Source organism: Flavobacterium xizangense (genome assembly GCF_054075145.1).
Map to the genome: position 1 here is coordinate 41,125 of NZ_JBSIPG010000013.1, position 20,095 is coordinate 61,219.

At 37.0% G+C, this 20,095-nt stretch carries 19 protein-coding genes; 3 read left to right on the top strand and 16 right to left on the bottom strand.

The features are described 5' to 3' along the window. Window positions 1-6 precede the first annotated feature (6 nt). From traK to ACWA1B_RS20230, 13 genes are all read right to left on the bottom strand, one after another. Entirely contained in the window at window positions 7-615 is a 609-nt protein-coding gene (gene traK, locus ACWA1B_RS20170) for a conjugative transposon protein TraK (RefSeq protein ID WP_456910056.1), read from the bottom strand. A gap of 30 nt (window positions 616-645) precedes the next feature. Next, window positions 646-1,851, bottom strand: coding sequence for a conjugative transposon protein TraJ (gene traJ / locus ACWA1B_RS20175; RefSeq protein ID WP_456910058.1), 1,206 nt, complete (start codon window positions 1,849-1,851; stop codon window positions 646-648). Between the two features lie 4 nt (window positions 1,852-1,855). After that, a complete protein-coding gene (locus ACWA1B_RS20180; RefSeq protein WP_456910060.1) occupies window positions 1,856-2,491 on the bottom strand; it encodes a TerB family tellurite resistance protein in 636 nt (211 codons plus the stop codon). A gap of 10 nt (window positions 2,492-2,501) precedes the next feature. Further along, window positions 2,502-3,116, bottom strand: coding sequence for a hypothetical protein (locus ACWA1B_RS20185; RefSeq protein ID WP_456910062.1), 615 nt, complete (start codon window positions 3,114-3,116; stop codon window positions 2,502-2,504). Between the two features lie 14 nt (window positions 3,117-3,130). Further along, window positions 3,131-3,814, bottom strand: a complete 684-nt coding sequence (locus ACWA1B_RS20190) for a conjugal transfer protein TraI (RefSeq protein ID WP_456910064.1) — start codon at window positions 3,812-3,814, stop codon at window positions 3,131-3,133. 13 nt (window positions 3,815-3,827) lie between these two features. Next, window positions 3,828-6,296 carry a TraG family conjugative transposon ATPase gene (locus ACWA1B_RS20195; RefSeq protein WP_456910066.1) on the bottom strand — a complete coding sequence of 823 codons (2,469 nt, stop codon included), beginning with the start codon at window positions 6,294-6,296 and terminating at the stop codon, window positions 3,828-3,830. Window positions 6,297-6,329: 33 nt separating this feature from the next. After that, entirely contained in the window at window positions 6,330-6,647 is a 318-nt protein-coding gene (locus ACWA1B_RS20200; protein ID WP_456910068.1) for a DUF4133 domain-containing protein, read from the bottom strand. Continuing rightward, window positions 6,644-6,916 (bottom strand): DUF4134 domain-containing protein, encoded by a 273-nt coding sequence (locus tag ACWA1B_RS20205; RefSeq protein WP_456910190.1) that lies wholly within the window; start codon window positions 6,914-6,916, stop codon window positions 6,644-6,646. The genes ACWA1B_RS20200 and ACWA1B_RS20205 overlap by 4 nt, the downstream gene beginning before the upstream one ends. Window positions 6,917-7,109: 193 nt before the next feature. Then, window positions 7,110-7,547, bottom strand: a complete 438-nt coding sequence (locus tag ACWA1B_RS20210) for a hypothetical protein (RefSeq protein WP_456910070.1) — start codon at window positions 7,545-7,547, stop codon at window positions 7,110-7,112. A gap of 250 nt (window positions 7,548-7,797) precedes the next feature. Beyond that, window positions 7,798-7,998, bottom strand: coding sequence for a YqaE/Pmp3 family membrane protein (locus ACWA1B_RS20215; RefSeq protein ID WP_207797827.1), 201 nt, complete (start codon window positions 7,996-7,998; stop codon window positions 7,798-7,800). A gap of 112 nt (window positions 7,999-8,110) precedes the next feature. Beyond that, entirely contained in the window at window positions 8,111-9,301 is a 1,191-nt protein-coding gene (locus tag ACWA1B_RS20220; protein WP_456910072.1) for a hypothetical protein, read from the bottom strand. Between the two features lie 25 nt (window positions 9,302-9,326). After that, window positions 9,327-10,211, bottom strand: a complete 885-nt coding sequence (locus tag ACWA1B_RS20225) for an AraC family transcriptional regulator (protein ID WP_456910074.1) — start codon at window positions 10,209-10,211, stop codon at window positions 9,327-9,329. Window positions 10,212-10,484: 273 nt separating this feature from the next. Further along, window positions 10,485-11,171 carry a hypothetical protein gene (locus tag ACWA1B_RS20230; protein ID WP_456910076.1) on the bottom strand — a complete coding sequence of 229 codons (687 nt, stop codon included), beginning with the start codon at window positions 11,169-11,171 and terminating at the stop codon, window positions 10,485-10,487. Window positions 11,172-11,503: 332 nt separating this feature from the next. Here ACWA1B_RS20230 and ACWA1B_RS20235 point away from each other — a divergent pair, with 332 nt between their 5' ends. Together ACWA1B_RS20235 and ACWA1B_RS20240 are read left to right on the top strand one after the other, a co-directional pair. After that, a complete protein-coding gene (locus tag ACWA1B_RS20235) occupies window positions 11,504-13,201 on the top strand; it encodes a helix-turn-helix domain-containing protein (protein ID WP_456910078.1) in 1,698 nt (565 codons plus the stop codon). Window positions 13,202-13,278: 77 nt separating this feature from the next. After that, the gene (locus tag ACWA1B_RS20240; protein ID WP_072974225.1) at window positions 13,279-13,455 is read left to right on the top strand and encodes a histone H1; all 177 of its coding nucleotides are present in this window, start codon (window positions 13,279-13,281) and stop codon (window positions 13,453-13,455) included. A 95-nt stretch (window positions 13,456-13,550) separates the two neighbouring features. Here the strand turns inward: ACWA1B_RS20240 and ACWA1B_RS20245 are convergent, their stop codons facing one another. The 3 genes from ACWA1B_RS20245 to ACWA1B_RS20255 form a co-directional block, all read right to left on the bottom strand. Beyond that, a complete protein-coding gene (locus ACWA1B_RS20245) occupies window positions 13,551-13,847 on the bottom strand; it encodes a hypothetical protein (protein WP_456910081.1) in 297 nt (98 codons plus the stop codon). Further along, window positions 13,834-15,975 (bottom strand): hypothetical protein, encoded by a 2,142-nt coding sequence (locus ACWA1B_RS20250; protein ID WP_456910083.1) that lies wholly within the window; start codon window positions 15,973-15,975, stop codon window positions 13,834-13,836. The genes ACWA1B_RS20245 and ACWA1B_RS20250 overlap by 14 nt, the downstream gene beginning before the upstream one ends. A 334-nt stretch (window positions 15,976-16,309) precedes the next feature. Beyond that, on the bottom strand, window positions 16,310-16,549 hold the full coding sequence (locus ACWA1B_RS20255; RefSeq protein WP_456910085.1) for a transcriptional regulator: 240 nt from the start codon (window positions 16,547-16,549) through the stop codon (window positions 16,310-16,312). A gap of 515 nt (window positions 16,550-17,064) precedes the next feature. On the opposite strand from ACWA1B_RS20255, the gene ACWA1B_RS20260 reads away from it, so the two are divergent. Beyond that, entirely contained in the window at window positions 17,065-20,088 is a 3,024-nt protein-coding gene (locus ACWA1B_RS20260; protein ID WP_456910087.1) for a SusC/RagA family TonB-linked outer membrane protein, read from the top strand. Window positions 20,089-20,095: the final 7 nt, after the last annotated feature.

Here is a 20,095-nt window from a genome sequence, read left to right on the forward strand (position 1 = left end):
GTACTGTCATTTTCTATCCTCAACAGCCAAATCTTTGTTCTCAACTGTAATCCAGCGTTCAATTAAAAAACCGTGAGGATTATTGTCACTTCTGGAAACATTTCTCAGACTTCCTTCTGTTATAAGGCTTCGCTTTAAAATGCTTGTGGTACGGATAATGTTTTGCTTGGCATAACATTTAAAATGATAGGGGTACTCCTTAATATCAATGCTGATACTGTCAATGAAAATCGTCTGGCTGATATTTCCTGAAATTATGCCTGAGTAATACCCCTTTTCCTTTAAATCATCATAAACCCTTTTTGCTGTGTCATCTGCCAGATAAAGGGCTTTGGTAACATTAATTTTTATGACCTTATCATCAGGATCGAGTGTAAAGAAAAATTTATGAAAGGTCTTGACATGATCCCTGGCTTCAACTGGGATATTATCTTTTCTTTCGGAAGAATAAGCTTCTATAGCTTTTCCATTTGCCAGTATGTAAACCTTATCCTGCATCAGCGTTACAGATTCAAAGCTTTTATAAAGTGTATAACAACAGATCAAAATGCATCCAACTATAACCAGCATTGTAAATCCTCTTACATACCTGAATGCCGTGTCTATATTTTTCATTTTGGTAAACATGTTCAGAGTTTTTAAAAATTATTTTGAATTTCCTTTAAGTTTGTCGCTCATGTAATTTCCCTTATCTGAAAAATATGGACTGCTTCCAGCGGTAGCTGCCATGCTATTTGTCATTTTTGTATCGGCATTTCCCATAGCATCCAAAACCATATTGGATCCTTGGGAAACTTTGCTTATTACTGAACTTGTAGATCCGCCAAGCAAACTGGTAACTTTCTGGCTAAGTGCTCCACCTCCTCCGGCATGAACTATATAATTCGCAACAGAAGGAACAGTGAAATAGCCTATAATTCCTATAATCATAAAAATTAAATATGCCATATCAGTCCTGCTGAAAAAGGTATCCCCTGTACTTTGCACCTGAGACAAATCAAGTTTTAGCATCAGTTCCTGAATTTTTCCGATTATGCTCCCAAAAATATTAGCGACAGGAAGCCATAAATAGATATTTATATACCTTGCCAACCAGACAGTAAGTGTATGCTGAAAGCCGTCAAACACAGCTATTCCAAAAACAAGAGGTCCTAGAATCGAAAGCACTACAAGCTGAAATGTTCTTAACGTGTCAATACAAAGTGAAGCCGCTTCAAATAAAACCCTCAGTATTTCACTCATCCATTCCTTTACCGAATTCCTGAAATTATATGAGGCTTTTTCCATTGCAAATTTTATATCATTGCCTATCCCATCAATAATTCCTTCTGCAGATGGATCTGCATTGTCATGGGTATATTTGTACCACCTTTCCTGATCTCCAGTACCTGTAGCCCCAACGTACATCTTCCATGGATTGGTCTCTTTTATCGCTTTTTCTTTTTCTTTTAAGAGAACTTCAATTGCGTTGTTTGATCCTTTGACCATGGGGGCAGTAGCCGCAACAGTTGGTTTCATTACTCCATTTATAAGATCAAGTACTGATGGAAAAATCATGATGCAGAAACCAATGACAAAAGGACGGAAAAGAGGATAAAAATCAATCGGCTCAGCGTTGGCTATATGCCTCCAAACACGCGAAGCGATATACCATATTGTTCCAAATCCGGCTATACTCTGCCCTACTGCCATAAGATTGCTGCACATAGGCATCATCTCATCGTAAAGCTGATCAAGTATTCCATGCAGAGTATCCATATCTTCACCTAAACCCTGAGCCTGAATGACAAAAGGCAGTAAAAAAGCTGCGATTATATAAATAACCGCCCGGTTGAAATTAAAAATTTTCATCGCCTTAGTTTTTTAATTCGTAAAGTTTTTCTGCACTTTCAACATCCTTTTCTTCTTTTATTCTTTGAAGGGCCATAATATTTGATGATGAATTAAAATTTCTTAAGAACTGAAGTTTATCCTGCATCTCCAGATAAATTTCATCAATTGCCTCCAACCTTTCATCATCTGACATTCTGAGTTTATTCGCAGTTACGACCATAATAAGCTCCTCAAGATTTCTTAAGCTCTGATTAAGCAGATTGCTGTAGATCTTTTCAAAATAACTGATTTCCTGAGCTGAAAAACTTTTGCTTTTAATAAAACTTTGCATTCCTTTTTTGCTCTCCTTGACTAAAAGAATTTGATAATTGATAATATCACCAACTCTTTTATAATTCTTTACTGCGGGACTGACCTGCATAAGTGCATCAAGAAAAGTTTTATGAAGACTAAAATTCCCTTCAGTCATATCTTTGACAGCCTTATAGCCTCCCGTAAGAATCTCATAGCCTTTCTTCATATCGCTGAGAATCTTCTTGAATTGTGAAAGCTTCTCAATATTCAAAATCAATTGCTGGATTTCCTGGGCCTGTGCTGCAGCTTTATTTGGAAGTACTAAAACACAAACAAGAAGCATTAAAATCGATATCTTTTTCATACCTGTTTATTTAAAGTCCGTAAATTGAATTTATTGATTTGATATCTCTGTTTTCAACGGCTTTTGACAAAGCCAGCATTTTTGCTTCTTTGGAGAAAGTCATACAAAAATTATAATCATCAAGCATTGCTTTGTACAACTCGTCAATCCTTTCCATTCTTTGGTCATCCTTCATTTCCAATTTCAGATCAGTGGTAATAAGCAGAAGAGTATCCAAAGTCTCATTGCAGCTGTCTAATAGACTTTCGAATGAGCGTTCTATATAATCAAGTTCGTTTCCATGAAAAAGATCATTTTGTTGCAATTCCTGGAATGTTTTTTTATAAGTTTTTACAATTTTAAACTGCATTGAAATAATTTCGGCAATCTTATAATACTTCTTGATTTTTGGATTGATTTTCAGCAGAGAAGCAAAATAATGACCATGCAGGCTGACCTCTCCTTTTTTGACATCTCCTATAAAACTGAGTCCTTTTCTAACAGTTGAATATCCTTGCTGGGCATAATCAATATAGACCTGAAGTGCTGCTATCTGAAGAAGCAGCTCTTTTCTCTGCTTTGCCTGAGCAAAGATTCCCTGATTTAAAATCAACCCAGCAAAAATTAATAGAATTAAATTTTTCATAATTTTTTAATTAATTAAGGAATTCCATAAAATTCTTTCACACTCTTTACATCTGCTTCTGTTTTGGCTCTCTGCAGGCTCAGAAGTACATTCTGCTGATTAAATAAAGTCAGGTCATCATAATTGGCATCAATCTGATCTGCCGCTTTATTTATAATTTCCAGTCTCTTCAAATCACTCATCTGGGTTGCGAAAGAATCCAGGATCAAAAAAATCTGATCTATGTTCTTTACACTTTCTTCCAATATTCCGGAATACACACGCTGCATATAATCCAGCTCATTCATATTAAAATGTTTGTCCTGTTTGAAAAGGCTCCAAGCTCTTTCATATTCTTCAACAAGTCTGGTCTGCTTCTTTGTAATATCCTTTATTCGTTGATAATAAGTGATAATTGATTTTACTTTGGACAGCTCTTCATAGTAGTTTTTATAAAGGTCACGCTGTTTCTGAGTCCACTGCGATATCTCATCCAGTTTCAGTTTGGAAAGCAAATTTTCAATTTTCTTTTGCGTATTTTGAAGCCAGATCGTTTTATTCTGCAGTTTTTGAATCCGAAGATCAATCGCTTTGATCACTTTCTTGGTAACCGCCTTTACTATTTCCAAAATAGGGAGAACTGCAACACTAGTTGCTGGTCTTGCAGGTGTGCTGATCAGCAAAAGACAGATCAGACAGCTAATTATCCTTGTTTTCATTATTCCTTTTCATTTAGTTTCCATTCCTCATATCGTATGCGAGTGCTGCAATGCCTTTTTTGATATCACCTCCAAACTTTGCAGCGTAGGCATTTACTTTTACTTTCTCACTTTCCTCCGTTGTATAGGCCAAATATTCCTCCAACGAAACTTCTGTCCTGTACACCTTTGAAAGCCTCCCTCCCAGGGAAATAAATACTTCCTTGTATTTCTTGTCTGGATCATTGGCTTTATTGACTGAGAGTACCAAAGCTTTTTCTTTCTCGGTAAGACCAAGCAGTTCCTGAATCTGATCAAACTTATTTTGATACTTGCTTTGATCAAGCATTATTTTGCAGTCACTGTTGTTTATAATAGCCTGTTTGACCACCGGTGAAGAAATGATATCCTCCACTTCCTGCGTTACCACGATTGCCTCTCCAAAGAACTTCCTCACGGTCTTGAATAAGTATTTGATGTATTCAGACATGCCTTCTTTCGCAATAGCTTTCCAGGCTTCCTCAATCAAAATCATTTTTCGGATGCCTTTTAGTTTTCGCATCTTGCTGATGAAAACCTCCATTATGATAATAGTTACTACCGGAAAAAGAATCGGATGATCCTTGATATTGTCGAGTTCGAATACTATAAATCTTTCTTTTAAAAGTTCAAGGTTCTCCGTAGCATTTAAAAGGTAATCAAACTCACCATCTTTGTAATAAGGGCGAAGCACGTATAGAAAGTTATTGACATCAAAATCCTTTTCTTTTACTTTATCACTCTCCAGAATCGACACAAACTCATTTTTCAAAAACTCGTAAAAACTATTGAAACATGGAAAAATTTCCTTTTTAAGCTCCAGCATTTCATAATACAACTGAAGAGCATTGGACAAGGCTACGTACTCGCTTCGGTTGAACGTTTCATCATCTTTTTTCCAAAGAGCCAGCAGCAGAGTTTTTATGCTTTCCTTTTTCTCAGTATCCAGATTGTCTCCCTCTGAAATATAAAAAGGATTAAAGCGGGTGGGATTTTTTTCATCGTAAGTAAAATAATAGCCATTAACCATATCACATAAGCCCTTGTAGCTGTGCCCAACATCCACAAGTACTATATGGGTCCCTTGCTCATAATAACTTCTGACCATATGATTGGTAAAAAAGGATTTACCGCTACCCGATGGACCAAGTATAAATTTATTTCTATTGGTGCAGATACCATTTTTCACTGGTTCGTCGCTGATATCAACATGGACGGGTTTTCCTGTCAGCCTATCCCCTAGCCTTATTCCTATTGGACTTAGTGAAGATCTATAGCCCGTCTCCAAATTCAGAAAACAAACAGCCTGCTCGGTGAAAGTATCAAATGTGTCATTCATTGGAAAATCCGCTTCGTTTCCAGGCATACCTGCCCAATATATTTGAGGCGCTCCGGCCGTTTCCTGCTTGGCGGCGCAATCCATCTGCGCCAAAGCTGAAGACACTTTATTTTTAATATCCTTCAGTTCTTCTTTATCCGCTGTCCAGGCCAACACATTAAAATGTGCTTTGACAGGAAGCCGCTGCTGGGAAATAGCTTCATTCAAAAAATCATTCGTAGCATCTCTTGCTATCAGGTTTTCTCTGCTGTATGCGGACAGCGACTGAAGCCTTAGTCTTTTGCTTTCCAGTTTTTGGATAGTTTTCTGGGCGTCTTCAATAAACAGATATTGGTTATAAATATGATTGCATGACAATAGCTGGCCGAGTGTGGATGCAAACCCAATACTGAATTTTGTCTTATCGGTGGAATAACGGTCATAGTTGATTCTTGACCCACACAACGCCGGCAGATCTGCAGCATCGCCTAATGTAAAAAGCTGACAGTGCTTATCACCAACCTCCAACCCATCATCAAACTTTAGATCGTTATAAACAAAAGAAGATTCCCTCTCTGATAAAAAACAATACTGTTCAATCAGCCCGATTTTTCGGCTTTGGCTTCTAAGTGCGTTGTTTCCCAAACGCGTCAGCTTCACAAATCCGCTGTCTTCCATGATTCTTTTAAACTGGCCACTACAATCAATAAACTCCTGTAGAAGATGTGCATTCAGCGTTTCTTCAGGTACAATTGAGCTTCTCAGCAGATTTGAAAAAAGCGAACTTGAATTCCTTCTCCCACGTGGCTTTTTAGTCAGCATAATATAACAGGAATGATCCAAAAACGGTCTCTCATTAAAAAACCGCTCACTGCTCCTGGTTAAAAAACTGCTGTCATCATTTGTAAAATCAGCTCTGTAGCTCTTTTCTAAAAACCAGTCCTGCTTATGAAAAACACAGAATTTAGGAAGCACTTTTATGGCTTTTATCCAGGACTGGTGAAAAGCTTCATATTCCTGATCGGACAAGGTAAAAATCTCAGGCAGCTCAGCATTGAACACTACGGTAACATCTCCCTGCTTTGATAAAATACAGTCATGCTCCACTGCCATAATCGGCAGTAAGTCTTCCATCCTCTTCTCCATCTTCTCATCATTTTCATTGCTAACTTTCTACAGCTATATCTTTTTAAAAATAGCCCTACTGTAAACTTTTATACATTTTGGAACCTGCTTTTTGGCGATCGCCTTCATCAGACCGTATTCTCCGTACCGGTTACTCATCCTGTATATTTTAAAAACAAGAAAACTGCCGGCTGCACCGATAAATCCAACACATACAAGTGACGGCAGTCCAATGATATATAGTACGGCGAAAAGAATCAAAAGAACAACCAAACCACCGCCTAAATACCAGATATACTGAGCTTTTAACCCTTTGAATTCAATGCTTTGATTAATACCCTTATTAATCTGGTAGACACTGTTTCCCATCATACTCCGAAGAATGATTTGATCACTGTGGCTACCACTACCAGAAATACACAGCTGCCAAACCAGGCTGCTGCCACCTTCCCGGTATCGGGATCCCCTGCATTCCATTTCTGATACACTTTGACTGCTCCAATCAGTCCTAATATAGCACCTACTGCATACATCAGTTCGGTACCTGCATCAAAATAACTTCGAACTTTCTGGTTGGCTTCATTAATTCCTGCCACGCCGTCCTGACTGTAAACAGCAGTACTGAAAAACAGCACGAGCATCAGCGAGGAACCCAGTCTTTTTACTCTTCTCCAGAAACTTTTTAATTTCCAACTCCATCTTTTCATCCTCATTTTTTATTAAATTGTTACTTTAAATAATAAAGCGGAGAATACCGCTGTTTCACTATCTATCTCCTTGTCACTTCCGCCATACCGCACTAGACTGAACAGGGATATTCCTCCGCTTGGTTTTTTAATTCTCTTCTTCCCACAAACTCTCCATCTCCGCAAGGGTCAGCAGCAGTTCAGGATATTTGGCGCTCTCCAAAACAGCAAGTGAATTGATTTTCCCGCGTAGCGCCGACTGCTTTACAAACGGATATTCCAAGAGAATAAATCGGATGTAATTTTTAAATGCCGCTTTGGATAATCCTCCAGCATCACTTTCAGTAAACATAGTTAAGATCTTATTATACAATTCCTCTGCATCTTCCAGTGTACTGAAAGATTCCTTGAATTCGGAGAACGGTCCCGAGGACAACTCCTCTTTCCTATACGAAGATTCAATCATGTTTTTAAAAAGATCCCGGATATTTTTCCAGTAGTATCTAAAAATAAGATAACCGTACCATGCCAAAACGAAAAGTGCCACTGCAGTCAGGTAACTGCTCCATGAAATATTTGAAAGCATAACTATTTCTTTAAAGATTAAACATTACAGCCTAAAATCATAAATGTTAATGATTTTATTACACCGCAAAGAAACAGCAGATACAGCCGTGCTACAAGTACAACTTTACCTGTACCCTTTTGTACCCTAACAAGTTAAGGTATTTGAAAAGCTTTTTTAACTGCCAGAAGAATGTGAAGAAGGCAGCCTATAAAAAAAGCCCCCGAAAGCAAAAGTGTTTTCGGGGGCCAGATTGGTTAATGAGCTTGTTTTATTTTGATCTCACTGCCTTGATAAGTTTTGCGTTTCTTCTGTCCGCTCTGGAATTCTGAAGCGATATCACAGCCCAGATTGCTGCCGGAATCCAGCCGATCAGCGTAATCTGCAATATGAGACACAGCAGCGCTGTCAAAAGTTTTCCACGCAGAAAAAAGGACAGCGAAGGCAGGAATATAGCAATTAAGGTCATCATAGTTTTTATTTTAAGTTAAATAATTAAACGTGCATAATTTAAAATCATCGGTGTATTATTAGTCTGCAGCTGTCTTATTTTGTTTCAATACCTGCAGCAATAATTCAAAAGTTCAATATGACCTGATTTTCTTAATCATTTTCTCGAGGGTCATAATGGCTATGTTCTTATCATTCTCTTCAGCATTATAGGACTTGCTCCTGACTGAATGATAGGACAAATCTCTTTTAAACGCCGTTGACAGATGAGGCACAATCCTTTGAAAAACAAGGCTCATGGATCTGGATTTCACTACCCGAGCTTCATCGGCTGCCCGCAGAATAATGCCGATCTGATCCGCAGAAAGATCACATTCGAGCTTGTTTTCCGTTTTATCCTGAGGCGCCGCCTCTTTGGACGAAACAGCCATAAGTTCCAGCTGCCTTTCCAGATATTTTGTCTCATGGACCAACCAGTTTTCCAGTACCGTCTTAAGATGTTGCGTCCCTGCTTTAAAAAAAAGCTTCCCATCAGAATAAATCTGATTGAACTCCTTGCCGTAATATGATAGCAGACCCAGTTTCTCCGGCAATTCCTGCTCTGTCTCAAGTTTTGAAACCATACGCTGGGTTAGTAGGTCTATATAAGCAGTACTGTTGAAATTCAGTTCTATGAGCACATGATCGAGTATAGAGAAAAGTCCATGCGATTCTAAAATACCTGCCTGATCCAATTCATTTAAAAGTGTTCGTTCATAGAGCAGCTGGCGGAAAGTTATCCTGTTTCTGTCCTGCATTGAAAGGGAAAATTCGAGCTCCTTAATCACCACATCTAAAACCTGCCGCGCTTCCTCATTTTCGGCTTTCCTCCTCCCAAGACTTTTTAATTTCAGCTGCAGTTCATTCCTGGACACCATCAGATAGGTTATCGGCACCCTCTCATCTAAACTCAGATAATCGGAAAACCGTTTCTCTAAAAAGGACAACAGATCGTCCAAGCATTTAACTATGGCCACTGAAGCGGCGGCTAACAGAGGCTTCTGAAATGCACTGCATTTATGGCTATCCACTATCGTATCCAATAGAAAGATCAGCGTGGAATGATACTTCCGCACCAGAAGTCGGATCTGTCTTTTTCTTCTGAGATCGAAAATTTCATTTTTAATCCTGATCTGGATTCGGCTGGACTCTTTTATAGCATGTTCTGAAATAACAGCGAGTTCCTCTTCTGAGAATCGGCTTACATCTGTCTTATCGGGATTAAGATGCACCAGTATCAGCGTATCAAGCCATTCTAAAGGATAGTTATTGTTCATCATTTTCATGTTTAATTGCAGTTAACGGTTAAGACTAACGACTCTTAAATTTATCGGCATCATTCGAACGAAATTCTGACGGTGTGCAGGACATCCATTTTTTAAAAAAAATGCCGAATGAGGTGGAAGAACTAAACTCCAGCTCCTCAGCAATTTCGGAAATGCTGTAATTAGAATCTTCCAGCATTTGCAACGCTTCAGCAAGTACTGCTTCGGTTATCATCTTTTTGGCAGTTTTTCCCACCGCCTCCTTCACCGCCCTGTTCAGATATTCGGGAGCCACATAAAGTGCCCCGGCATAAAATTTGACGTTATGATGCTTTCGGCAGTGAATGGATAAAACGGTTAAGAACCGGGCTGCCAGCGCCTCGGCTTTTGATACATGGAGTCCCGATGAAGCAACATAGCTGGAATAAATGTACTTGAGTTCAAAAAACAGCAGATCAGAACTTAATCGCTGCAGTTCCAGTTCAAAATCACCTACCCGCCGGTTCCGCCCTTCAGCATAAATCAGCCTGCAGATTAAGGACAGTACCATATAATCAACGGAATCAAGACTTACTTTTACAGGCTGATTTCCATGGAGATAAAACAAGGTACTCCCTTTATTGTTTTTAGGTCCGTGCACTTGTTTGGCGGAAGAAAATATAATTAAAAAAAACTGGAGCTTATCTCCTGCCTCGATCTGCGTGCAGACCAAATTTTCGGACAGGATTATTAAATCATGTGGCTCCAGATCAAAAACGATTTCTCCAGCCCGTATTTTAAATGTCCCGGACTTCATCAGCAGCGCTGCAGGATAATGAAGTTGTAATTTTTCATCTGCAGGAGTTATAGCAACATACTTTTTGACCCTGTATACTGCAATTCCTAGAAAAGGGATCCTATTCACCTCGTTGTTAATCAAATCTTTCAGCATAGATTCTTCTAATTGAAAGACAGCAAAATAAATCTGCCTCTGTTAATCATTAAACCTGTTCCTTACGGCAATGTAGAACAGTCCATAGAGATTAAGAAGTACTGTAATATACAGCAGGTAGAAGGTAAATCTGGCATGCACGATTATCATAGCGTCATAGATTCCATCAAAGATAAAAAGCGCCGTAATGAAGCCGAGACTTAACAGATTAAAAAATACCAGCAGCACATATAAAACAGTCGGCAGTTTCATTTAAGCTATCGGTGTTTTAATTTAAATAACCTCGGAAAGTAAAGCGATTATCGAAATAATCGGCATTTCATTAGCTTCAAAAAAAGGTCTGACGGATTTACCTCCTACGTTTGTCTCCCAGTCCCTGTCTTTGCGCTCCTCAGCTGAATAGAGCGAATATCTTGAAATAGAAGCTACTGTGAGGATCGTTTCGATTTCTTCAGCTGAAAAAACAGCATCATTGAGTACTTCTTGCTCATAATCCGTAATGTAATGATACGTTACGCTGAATTCCTCCTGTCTCTTAACAATAAGATGCTGCAGAAAGTTGATCAAATTGTTCTTTGCATAAACCTGCAGCGCACTATTTTCAACAATCAGGAGCATGCTGCCATCAGGATCCTCCATTATGGATTCTACCATTTCGTCGGTAAAGGGTATTAACCTGCCGGTGTGACTTCCATTTCCCAATACCTTTGATGAAACATGCCTGATCTGACTGGAAAGCGCTGAGACGGAATTTGGCATCTGATGATCTTGATAATAAAATTGCAGCGCATCATAAATTGCCTTGCCTCTGGCATCAAAGGGATTGGAGGCATTGGCCGGATACTGTTCTGGCATAATATCTCTCGGAGCAGACAAATTTGCAGCAGTGCTAAAATCTTCCTCGGCAGAACAGGAAACAAAAAAAACAGAAGTGATAATGCATAATAAAATGGTTTTCATGATTTGAGTGGTTTGAAGGTGAGTGGGAATATCTTCCCAGTTCCTTTCATCCGGATAAGCAGAACTTTTATCCGGCACCCTGCCGGACATTTTGCTTTTGAATTCATGACAAAACTATTCCGCTTAAAAATCTCCCGCAACCTTATATCTGTGGATTTTCGTCAATTACACTATGGATTTTCGAGAAATCCATAGTACATTTTTCATCAATAATCCTTTATTATTCAATCGTTTATGTTATTTTTATATTAATTTAAAGTAAAACAATTCATACAGATTTAAATTAGAATTTCAGCGTTATCACAGTTTAAACTTCCATTAATGCCATCCCAATGAATCAAAAGAACCTACTTTTATTATTGCTGCTGTCTTTTCATTTGGTATCTGCTCAGAAAAACAATTTTAAGATACCGGATTCACTCAAGAAAAAGAATTACGAATACCTGGATGACAAAATTTATGATTTCAGAAAGGACAGTGCGCGGGCTTCAGTATATGCCTATGCCCTTCTTTACAAAGCCAAATCAGAACAGAACTGGAAGGAAATTATAAATGCCTACCAAAACCTGCTGCATATGTCTCCTCTGAAACTGCGCATTGTTTATGCTGACAGCATGATTTATGCGGCAAAAAAATCAAATAACAATGAACTGATCGGCAGTTCCTATCTTAGTAAAGGAATTGTGTACTACAGCCAAAGGATCCAGGATCAGGCAATGGATAATTATCTTACCGCAAACAGCTATATCTCAAAAACCAGCAACCAATACTTACTTCATAAGGTGAAATACAGCATTGCCCAGACTAAATTTTATATCGGATTCTACGATGAAGCCGTCTCACTTCTACAGGAGTGCATCACATATTACAAGGACGAGCACCCAAGGCCTTATCTGAATTCGCTGCACTCCCTTGGACTGTGTTATAACAAACTTGGTAACTTTGGCCGGTGCTCTGAAATAAACGCTCTTGGAATCTCGGAAAGCAAAAGGCTGAAAATTGAAGAAATGACACCTTACTTTATTCACTCAGAAGGCATCAATGAATATTTTAAGAAGAATTACGGGGTATCCATCCAAAATATTGAATCCTCCATTGAAGCCATTAAAGAAAATAATGACGCTGCCAATGAGGAAGTCGGATACTTTTACATAGGCAAAAGCTACTGGTCCCTGCATCAGAAAGAAAAAGCGATACCCTATTTCCAGCTGGTAGATAAAATTTTCAATGACAAAAAAATATTGAGACCGGATTTAAGACAGGCTTTTGAGTTGATGATCAATTATTATAAAAGCAAAAAAGATCTTAATAAACAGCTGTATTACGTCGACCAGCTTCTTAAAGCGGATACCCTGCTGACAGAAACCAATAAATACATAGTCGGAAAAATCCATAAGCAGTACGATACCAAAGAACTTCTTCTGGAAAAGCAAAGAATTACAATAGACAATGAGAAAATGGCGGCAGAACTGCATTGGGAGAAGTATTACCGCTGGATATTCGCAGGAGTTATTTTACTGCTGTTCATTGTGCTTCTTGCCGTTACGTACCATTATCAAAAAATCAGAAAAAAATATAAAAAGAATTATCAGCTGCATATCCAATCACAGCAGACCGATAAAGATAGGCCAAAAGCAGCTGCGGAAAAAGTGCCCATCAAAAATATAAATTCAGAAACCGTCGCTTTGCTTTTGAAACATTTTGAAAATTTCGAAAAGGATAAAAAGTTCCTTGAAAAAGACTGGAATCTCAGCAGTCTGTCTTCAGCCTTTAATACCAATCCGAAGTATGTCTCAAATATCCTGGAGCATTTCAGGACTAAAGGCATTAATGAATACATAAACGGGCTTCGAATTGATTATATCATCAATCTGCTTGAGACAGAATCCAAATTCAAGCATTACACTTATGAAGCGTTGGCAAAAGAGGCAGGTTTCAGCACTACGGAACGCTTTAAAAAAGCATTTTTAGCCAAAATGGGATTCTCCCCGTCATTCTTTATCAATAAGCTGAAAAAAGAAAAAACTTAATTGTTTTATAGAAATAATATTAGGATATGATTTTTAACTTTTTACTTTTGCCCTGTAATTTTAAAAAACAGTAAACCATGAAAGATCTAGTTGCAAAAATCAACGCAGAAATCGAAACATTTAAAACAGAATCTGACTCTCTAATTGAAAAAGGAGTTAAAGCTGCAGGAGCAAGAGCTCGTAAATCAACTTTAGAAATTGAAAAACTTTTAAAAGAGTTTAGAAAAGTTTCAATTGAAGAATCTAAAAAATAATTCATTCTTACTTTTACTTATCGAGCCTTTCAGTTTTCTGGAGGGCTTTTTTATTTACTTTCTTCATTGCTTTTAATAACTGAAATAAAATAGTTTTAATACAGTTCATCTAATAACCCATTGTCCCTTATTTCTATAAAAGTGCTTTTAAGTTCTGCGTTAAGTTGATTTATGTATTCTTTACAAATATGAAAATATAAGTCTTCCTTCTCATCTGCCAAATTGAAATCAATTTCACCGTATTTTAAATGTATTAATAGTTTATTAAAAACGGTTTTAACTTCATTAGGATTATCGTCCGTTAGAACAATATCCAATTCTTCATTACCAATTGCAAGTTTTAATTTTGCACTAGTTTCTTTTCTTTCAATTGTTGCTCTATGTGTTGCCATATATTTTTCCTCTTTCTCCGAAAGCTGATTTTCCGCCTTCTAGTGTTTTCATACTAATTAATTTCCAATCTAAATTTGCTTTTATACTTGAATTACATATCAAACTGTTTGAGAATGGATTACCAGAATAAGTGTAATATCCGTTAATGTCGTGCTGACGATAAATAGAATTGTAAGGTAAGGTTCTAACAGCAATATTTGCGTCGTGTGTAGCTATAATAACTTTTTTACCACTTTTTGCTATTTCTTTAATCAATGGTACAATTACTTCACTGATATAATCGTTTCCTAAACTTTTTTCGGGTTCATCGATCAAATAAATTTCCTTATCTTTCATTAATTCATTATGTAACAAAACCATTGAAGATTCACCATTAGATGGTGTATAAACCTTGCCTCCTAAAATAAAATGCTTATGAAAAAGTAATAAATCATTTATTGAAGTAACCGTTTCAGCTCCCTCAATTTTCTTTAATTCATCAATTTTCTCAAATAAAGTATTTGCATAAATGTGCTTTGAAATAGTTTCTATTTGAGAAGCAACAGATTTCTGTGGAGTTTTGGTTTTGTTTTGAATATGTTTGTAGTCAGAATCAGAAATTGTTCCGTTTTGTATTACTAAATTAGTTTGACAAAACAATTTACCTTTTTCTCCTAAATCTCCAACTTCTTCAACTATAGGAGTGATTGCTTTTTTAATATTTTCACGTATTTTTTTTACATTTTTTTCAATAGAAATTCTATTACTAGCATATTCAAAAAAACCAGTTTTTGTTGGTTTTTCTGGTTGTCCAGTCTTTTTAGAAATCTCTGAAACAAATACTTGAATTAGTTTATTAAAAAAATTAATGCTTTTAAAATCAACAAAACGTTTGTCCGATTCTGATTTTACTTTCTCTAAAATTTTTATAAATACATCATCTAATTCCTTTAAAAGTTCATCTCCAACAATTTCATTTAATTTTGAATCTGTATTAAAATAGGCTTTAAAATCATTAAACTTTTTACAATCATTTTTTACTTCTTCAAAACTCCTTTTAGATGAACTTTCATCAAGCAAATTAAATAGATTTACTTTTATACTTTTAGTTATTTTGTTAGTTGCTTCTGCTGAATAATACCTTAAGTAATTTGAAAGACTTGTAACTTCCCTTTCTGATGCGCTTCTCAAAAAAGCTATTTCGCTAGAACAGTTATCTATTTGTAAATTTTCAATATCAATAACTAACTGATTTCCTTTTAGGTCAAAAACATCATCAAGTCTTTTGGAATTTGATTCATAAACTTCAGTATTAAAGCCTTTTCCATTGTAATAAGTTGATAGAGCTTTTAAAATATCCGTTTTACCAGTCCCTTTGGAACCAAAAAAAATATTTATATCATTGTAAATGTCAAGATTAATAAGCTCTGCAATTCCAAAGGGATTTATTTGAATGGATTCTTTTGTCTTTTTATCAAGAATTGTTTTGATTGTTGCATCGTCTTTATCCAAAAGCAAACAAAATTGTTCAAAGCTTTCGACAGGCAATCTCAATTCTGGTAGGTTATTTGAGTCCTTTACATAATTATCCCAATTATGAACATCTGAACCGTGAATCGAATTATGACCGTGATTTATATAAATTCCAGCAGAAATTGAATTTGATGCTTCTTTCAATACTCTTTTTTGATTAGCCACTAATGATAAAAGTTTGTCTATATCTTTATCTAATAAATCTGGTTTTTTGGAATGATAATGAGCAATAAATATTGCATCTAAATCATCAAAATTTGCTACAACTTCACTTATGCTAATTGTAAAATTGTCAGCAGTTGTTGTTCCAATAATTTCATTGACTCTTTGACTAAATGTTTCAGAATTTTTAGGATTAACAATAACTATTAGATGTGCTCTATTCTCTTCTTCAACTACATCAAATTCAACACCTGGCCAAATTTGACAAATTCCATCAACATTTGATTGAAATTGTAAAAATTGTTCATGGTCAAAATGATTATGATTTGTAATCGCTAATATTTTAACGTCAGTTTCTTTTATAATTTCAGAAAATTTATTGACATCAACATTCCTATTTTCAGAATCTCCTTGCTTTATTTTTTTTGTATGAGTATGTATATCTATTTTCATATTCCTTTTTTTATTACAGTCACTCTGGTATATTAAATTAAAGCTCCCTTGCTAGAATTGGTTGGTCAAAGATTCCATTTGTGAAAATGTTTCATATATTATAGCCATCAAATTTATTATACAATGAATTAAACTTGCCGAATTTCAAAAGACTGTCGGACCATAACTTTCAAATCCAAACCTACAAAACATTGTAATTTTCATTTTACGGTTTTCCATAATTGGTCAATACTAAGTGTTAAATTAGATTTTTTATTGATAAATAGACCCAGTACAATTACCTGTTTTTAATACGTAAAAAAAAAAAGATACCATAAGTATCTTTTTTTTATCTCTATTTATCTATCATTTTAAAAAATTCTGAAAGTTTAATATTCCTTGCTTCACAAATTTTTTGAAGTGTATTAACCGGAATATTATAATTTGAATCTTTAATTTTAAGTGCAGTACTTTTTATTTTTCTTACTATTGTTTCCTCTATATTATGATCCAACGCAAATGACCTCTGGGATTTATAGTTTTCAATCCAGTTCTTATAGATGTATTTACAAATAATGTTACTTGCTCCAGTCATTGTAACAAAGTAAAGTCAATCTAAAAAAAATAATGCGCACGAAAGTGCGCATTTTGAAAAATTTTGTTATATTTGTCTCATTATTACCCATGTAATAACATTTTTGCGATTCTTCATTTAAAAACATTTTGAAGCATTCGCTTAGAATCTCGCTTTTGAAAACTGGTAATTTTTAATATGGAACGAGATAATAAGTACGATGCTCACGTTACGGCGTGGGCTCACTTATTGTTCCCAGGTATACCAGTACCTCAAAAGCAGTAAGTTGAGTTCCATGCCTTTTTTTATTCTGCTCCACAACTGTATTCTAAGCCTTATTATTCTTAACAATACAAAGCATCGCATTCGAATAATGTTTAACTATTTAAAATAAAATTTATAGACCAAAAAACTTCTTCTTATGACCATTAAGCCGTTTACTTAATGCATAAAAAAATGCCCTCCGTTGCAGCGACCAAACTAGAACAGAGGACCGTAGCTAATCAAATCATCTTTAACTAACCAATCCCAATATTATGAATAATTTTTCATTTTACAAGGATGGAAGAGCTCTTTACTGCCTAATTTTTATGGGCATCAGCTTCGCTTTTTCATCATCATTTGCCGCCAGCACAAAACGGCATTTTCAATTTACACCTCAGCAATTTCAGGTCAACGGAACAATAACTGATGGGTCCAGTCCTCTACCGGGTGTAACGGTAGCCATTAAGAATAAAGTGAATTCCACAGCAATATCCGATTACAGTGGACAGTATTCAATTACCGCATCCCCCTCGGATACTTTGATTGTATCTTTTATAGGCTTCAAAACAGCTTACATTCCTGTTAAGGGACGCAAAGTTGTAGACATTCAGCTTACTTACGACACCACTACCCTACAAGAAGTACGGGTGAATGCGGGATATTATTCTGTAAAGGAAAGCGAACGCACAGGAAGTATAGCCCGCATAACCTCCAAGGATATCGAAATCCAGCCCGTTACAAATGTTCTTGCTACCATGCAGGGACGTATGGCCGGAGTCAGCATCACACAGACAACAGGAGTTCCGGGCGGAGGATTTGATATTAAGATAAGGGGGCAGAACAGTCTGCGCAGCGATGCAAATTCTCCTTTATACATTGTCGATGGCGTGCCTTATGCTTCAGAATCCATAGGATATAATCAGACCAATACCATATTTCCATCGGCAACCAGTCCGTTGAACAGTCTTAATCCTGATACTATCGAAAGCATTGAAGTGCTCAAAGATGCCGATGCCACCTCTATATACGGTTCAAGAGGGGCCAACGGGGTTGTGCTTATTATAACAAAAAAAGGAAAGTCAGGAAAAACAGTATTCAATTTTTCAGCATCAACAGGCGCTGGTAAGGTGACAAGATTTTTAGATCTTATGAATACTTCACAATATCTGGATATGCGCAGAAAGGCTTTTATCAATGATGGGGTTCCCAATTATAATGACTGGGATTATGATATAAATGGTACTTGGGATCAGAACAGGTATACTAACTGGCAAAAAGAGCTCGTTGGAAAAACTTCTCTAATAAATAACCTGCAAGGCACTGTATCCGGCGGATCGGAAAACACAGTATTTCTCTTCAGCGGAAGCTACAATACGCAAACCACAGTCTTTCCCGGAGATTTTATCTATAAAAAAGGAGGAGCACAATTCAATTTAAACCATCATTCCACAGATAATAAATTCAAGCTCAATTTCGCAGCCGGATACAATGTACAGGATAATGATCAGCCAACCTCTGATTTTACATATGACGCGCGTGCATTGCCACCTAATGCCCCGGCATTATATGACAAAGATGGAAATCTGAACTGGGAAAACGGGACTTGGGAAAATCCTTTGCGTTATCTCAACGCCCGGTTCGGCTCCAAAACAAATGACCTGATTGCCAATACTGTTTTATCCTATGAGCTCGCTCGAGGACTTGTGATCAAGACAAATATGGGATTCACAGATTTAAGTACCATTGAGACTCGTACCAATCCTTCCACGCTATTTAATCCTGCCTACAACATAACAAGCAACAGAAGCTCTATTTATATAAACAATACAGACAGGTCCTCATGGATAATCGAGCCTCAGCTTGGTTACGAAAGAGAACTGGGTCCAGGTAAACTCAATGTACTGCTGGGTTCCACTTTTCAGAGCCAGACCACAACAAGGCTTTATCAAAATGGAAGCGGTTTCAGCTCCAACAGCCTTATATACGATTTGTCTGCAGCCAGTACTGTTAGGGTTTTGCGCAATGACCAGACTAATTATAAATATCAGGCATTTTTTGGAAGGGTGAATTATAACCTACTGGAAAAATATCTGATAAATATAACGGCAAGACGCGATGGTTCAAGCAGATTTGGACCCGGAAATCAATTTGCAAACTTTGGCGCGGTGGGTGCTGCTTGGCTTTTCTCGCGTGAAAACTTCCTTCAAAACAGCTCCTGGCTGAGTTTTGGAAAAATCCGAGCGAGCTACGGGACAACCGGAAATGACCAGATTGGGGACTATCAGTTCTTGAACACCTACAGTATAACAGGGGTGAATTATAATGGTAACATCGGATTGGAGCCTTCAAGATTGTATAATGCAGATTTTGGATGGGAAACCAACAAAAAACTCGAAGCCGCTCTTGAAGTAGGCTTTCTGAAAGACCGCATTTTTACCACGGTTGCCTGGTATCAAAATCGCTCTTCCAACCAATTGGTCGGCATCCCGCTACCGGGAACAACCGGATTTACAACCTTGCAGTCCAATTTGGATGCAACTGTTCAGAATCGCGGAATGGAAATCACGATTCGAACAGCAAATATTGAAACGCCACACTTCAAGTGGTCGACGAATTTCAATATCTCATTTGCTCAAAACAAGCTTATTGAGTTTCCGGGTCTTGAAAACTCAACTTACAGCCAGACCTATCGCATAGGACAGCCTTTAAATATCAGACTGCTGTATAATAATCTTGGTGTAAATCCTCAAACAGGGGTTTATCAGTACGAGGATACAAACAAAGATGGAAAAATTTCGTATCCAGAAGACCAGCAGACTGTCGCTGACCTTAATCCTGAATATTTTGGCGGGCTGCAGAATAATTTGCAATACAAAAGATGGACCCTGGATTTCCTTTTTCAGTTTGTAAAGCAGAAAAACAGTTCCTACCCAATGGGTTTTGCCGGACAGATGTCCAACCAGCAAGTACGTAAACTCAACAGTTGGGAACAACCGGGAGATAATAGTCCTTATCCAATGTATACGCAGTCCTACAGTAGTGACGCTGCGAATTCCTATTATTTATTCTCGGACAGCAATGCTTCAATAGTCGACGCATCGTTTATACGTTTAAAAAATATTTCGCTCACTTATGATGTACCGATAATCTTTAAAGAGACCCAGTTTAAAATCATGCTTCAGGGACAAAATCTCTGGACCATAACCCGCTATGATGACGGTGACCCCGAATTCATCAAATACGGCTACCTGCCTCCTCTTAAGATGATTACTGCTGGAATTCAGTTAATTTTTTAAATAAAAA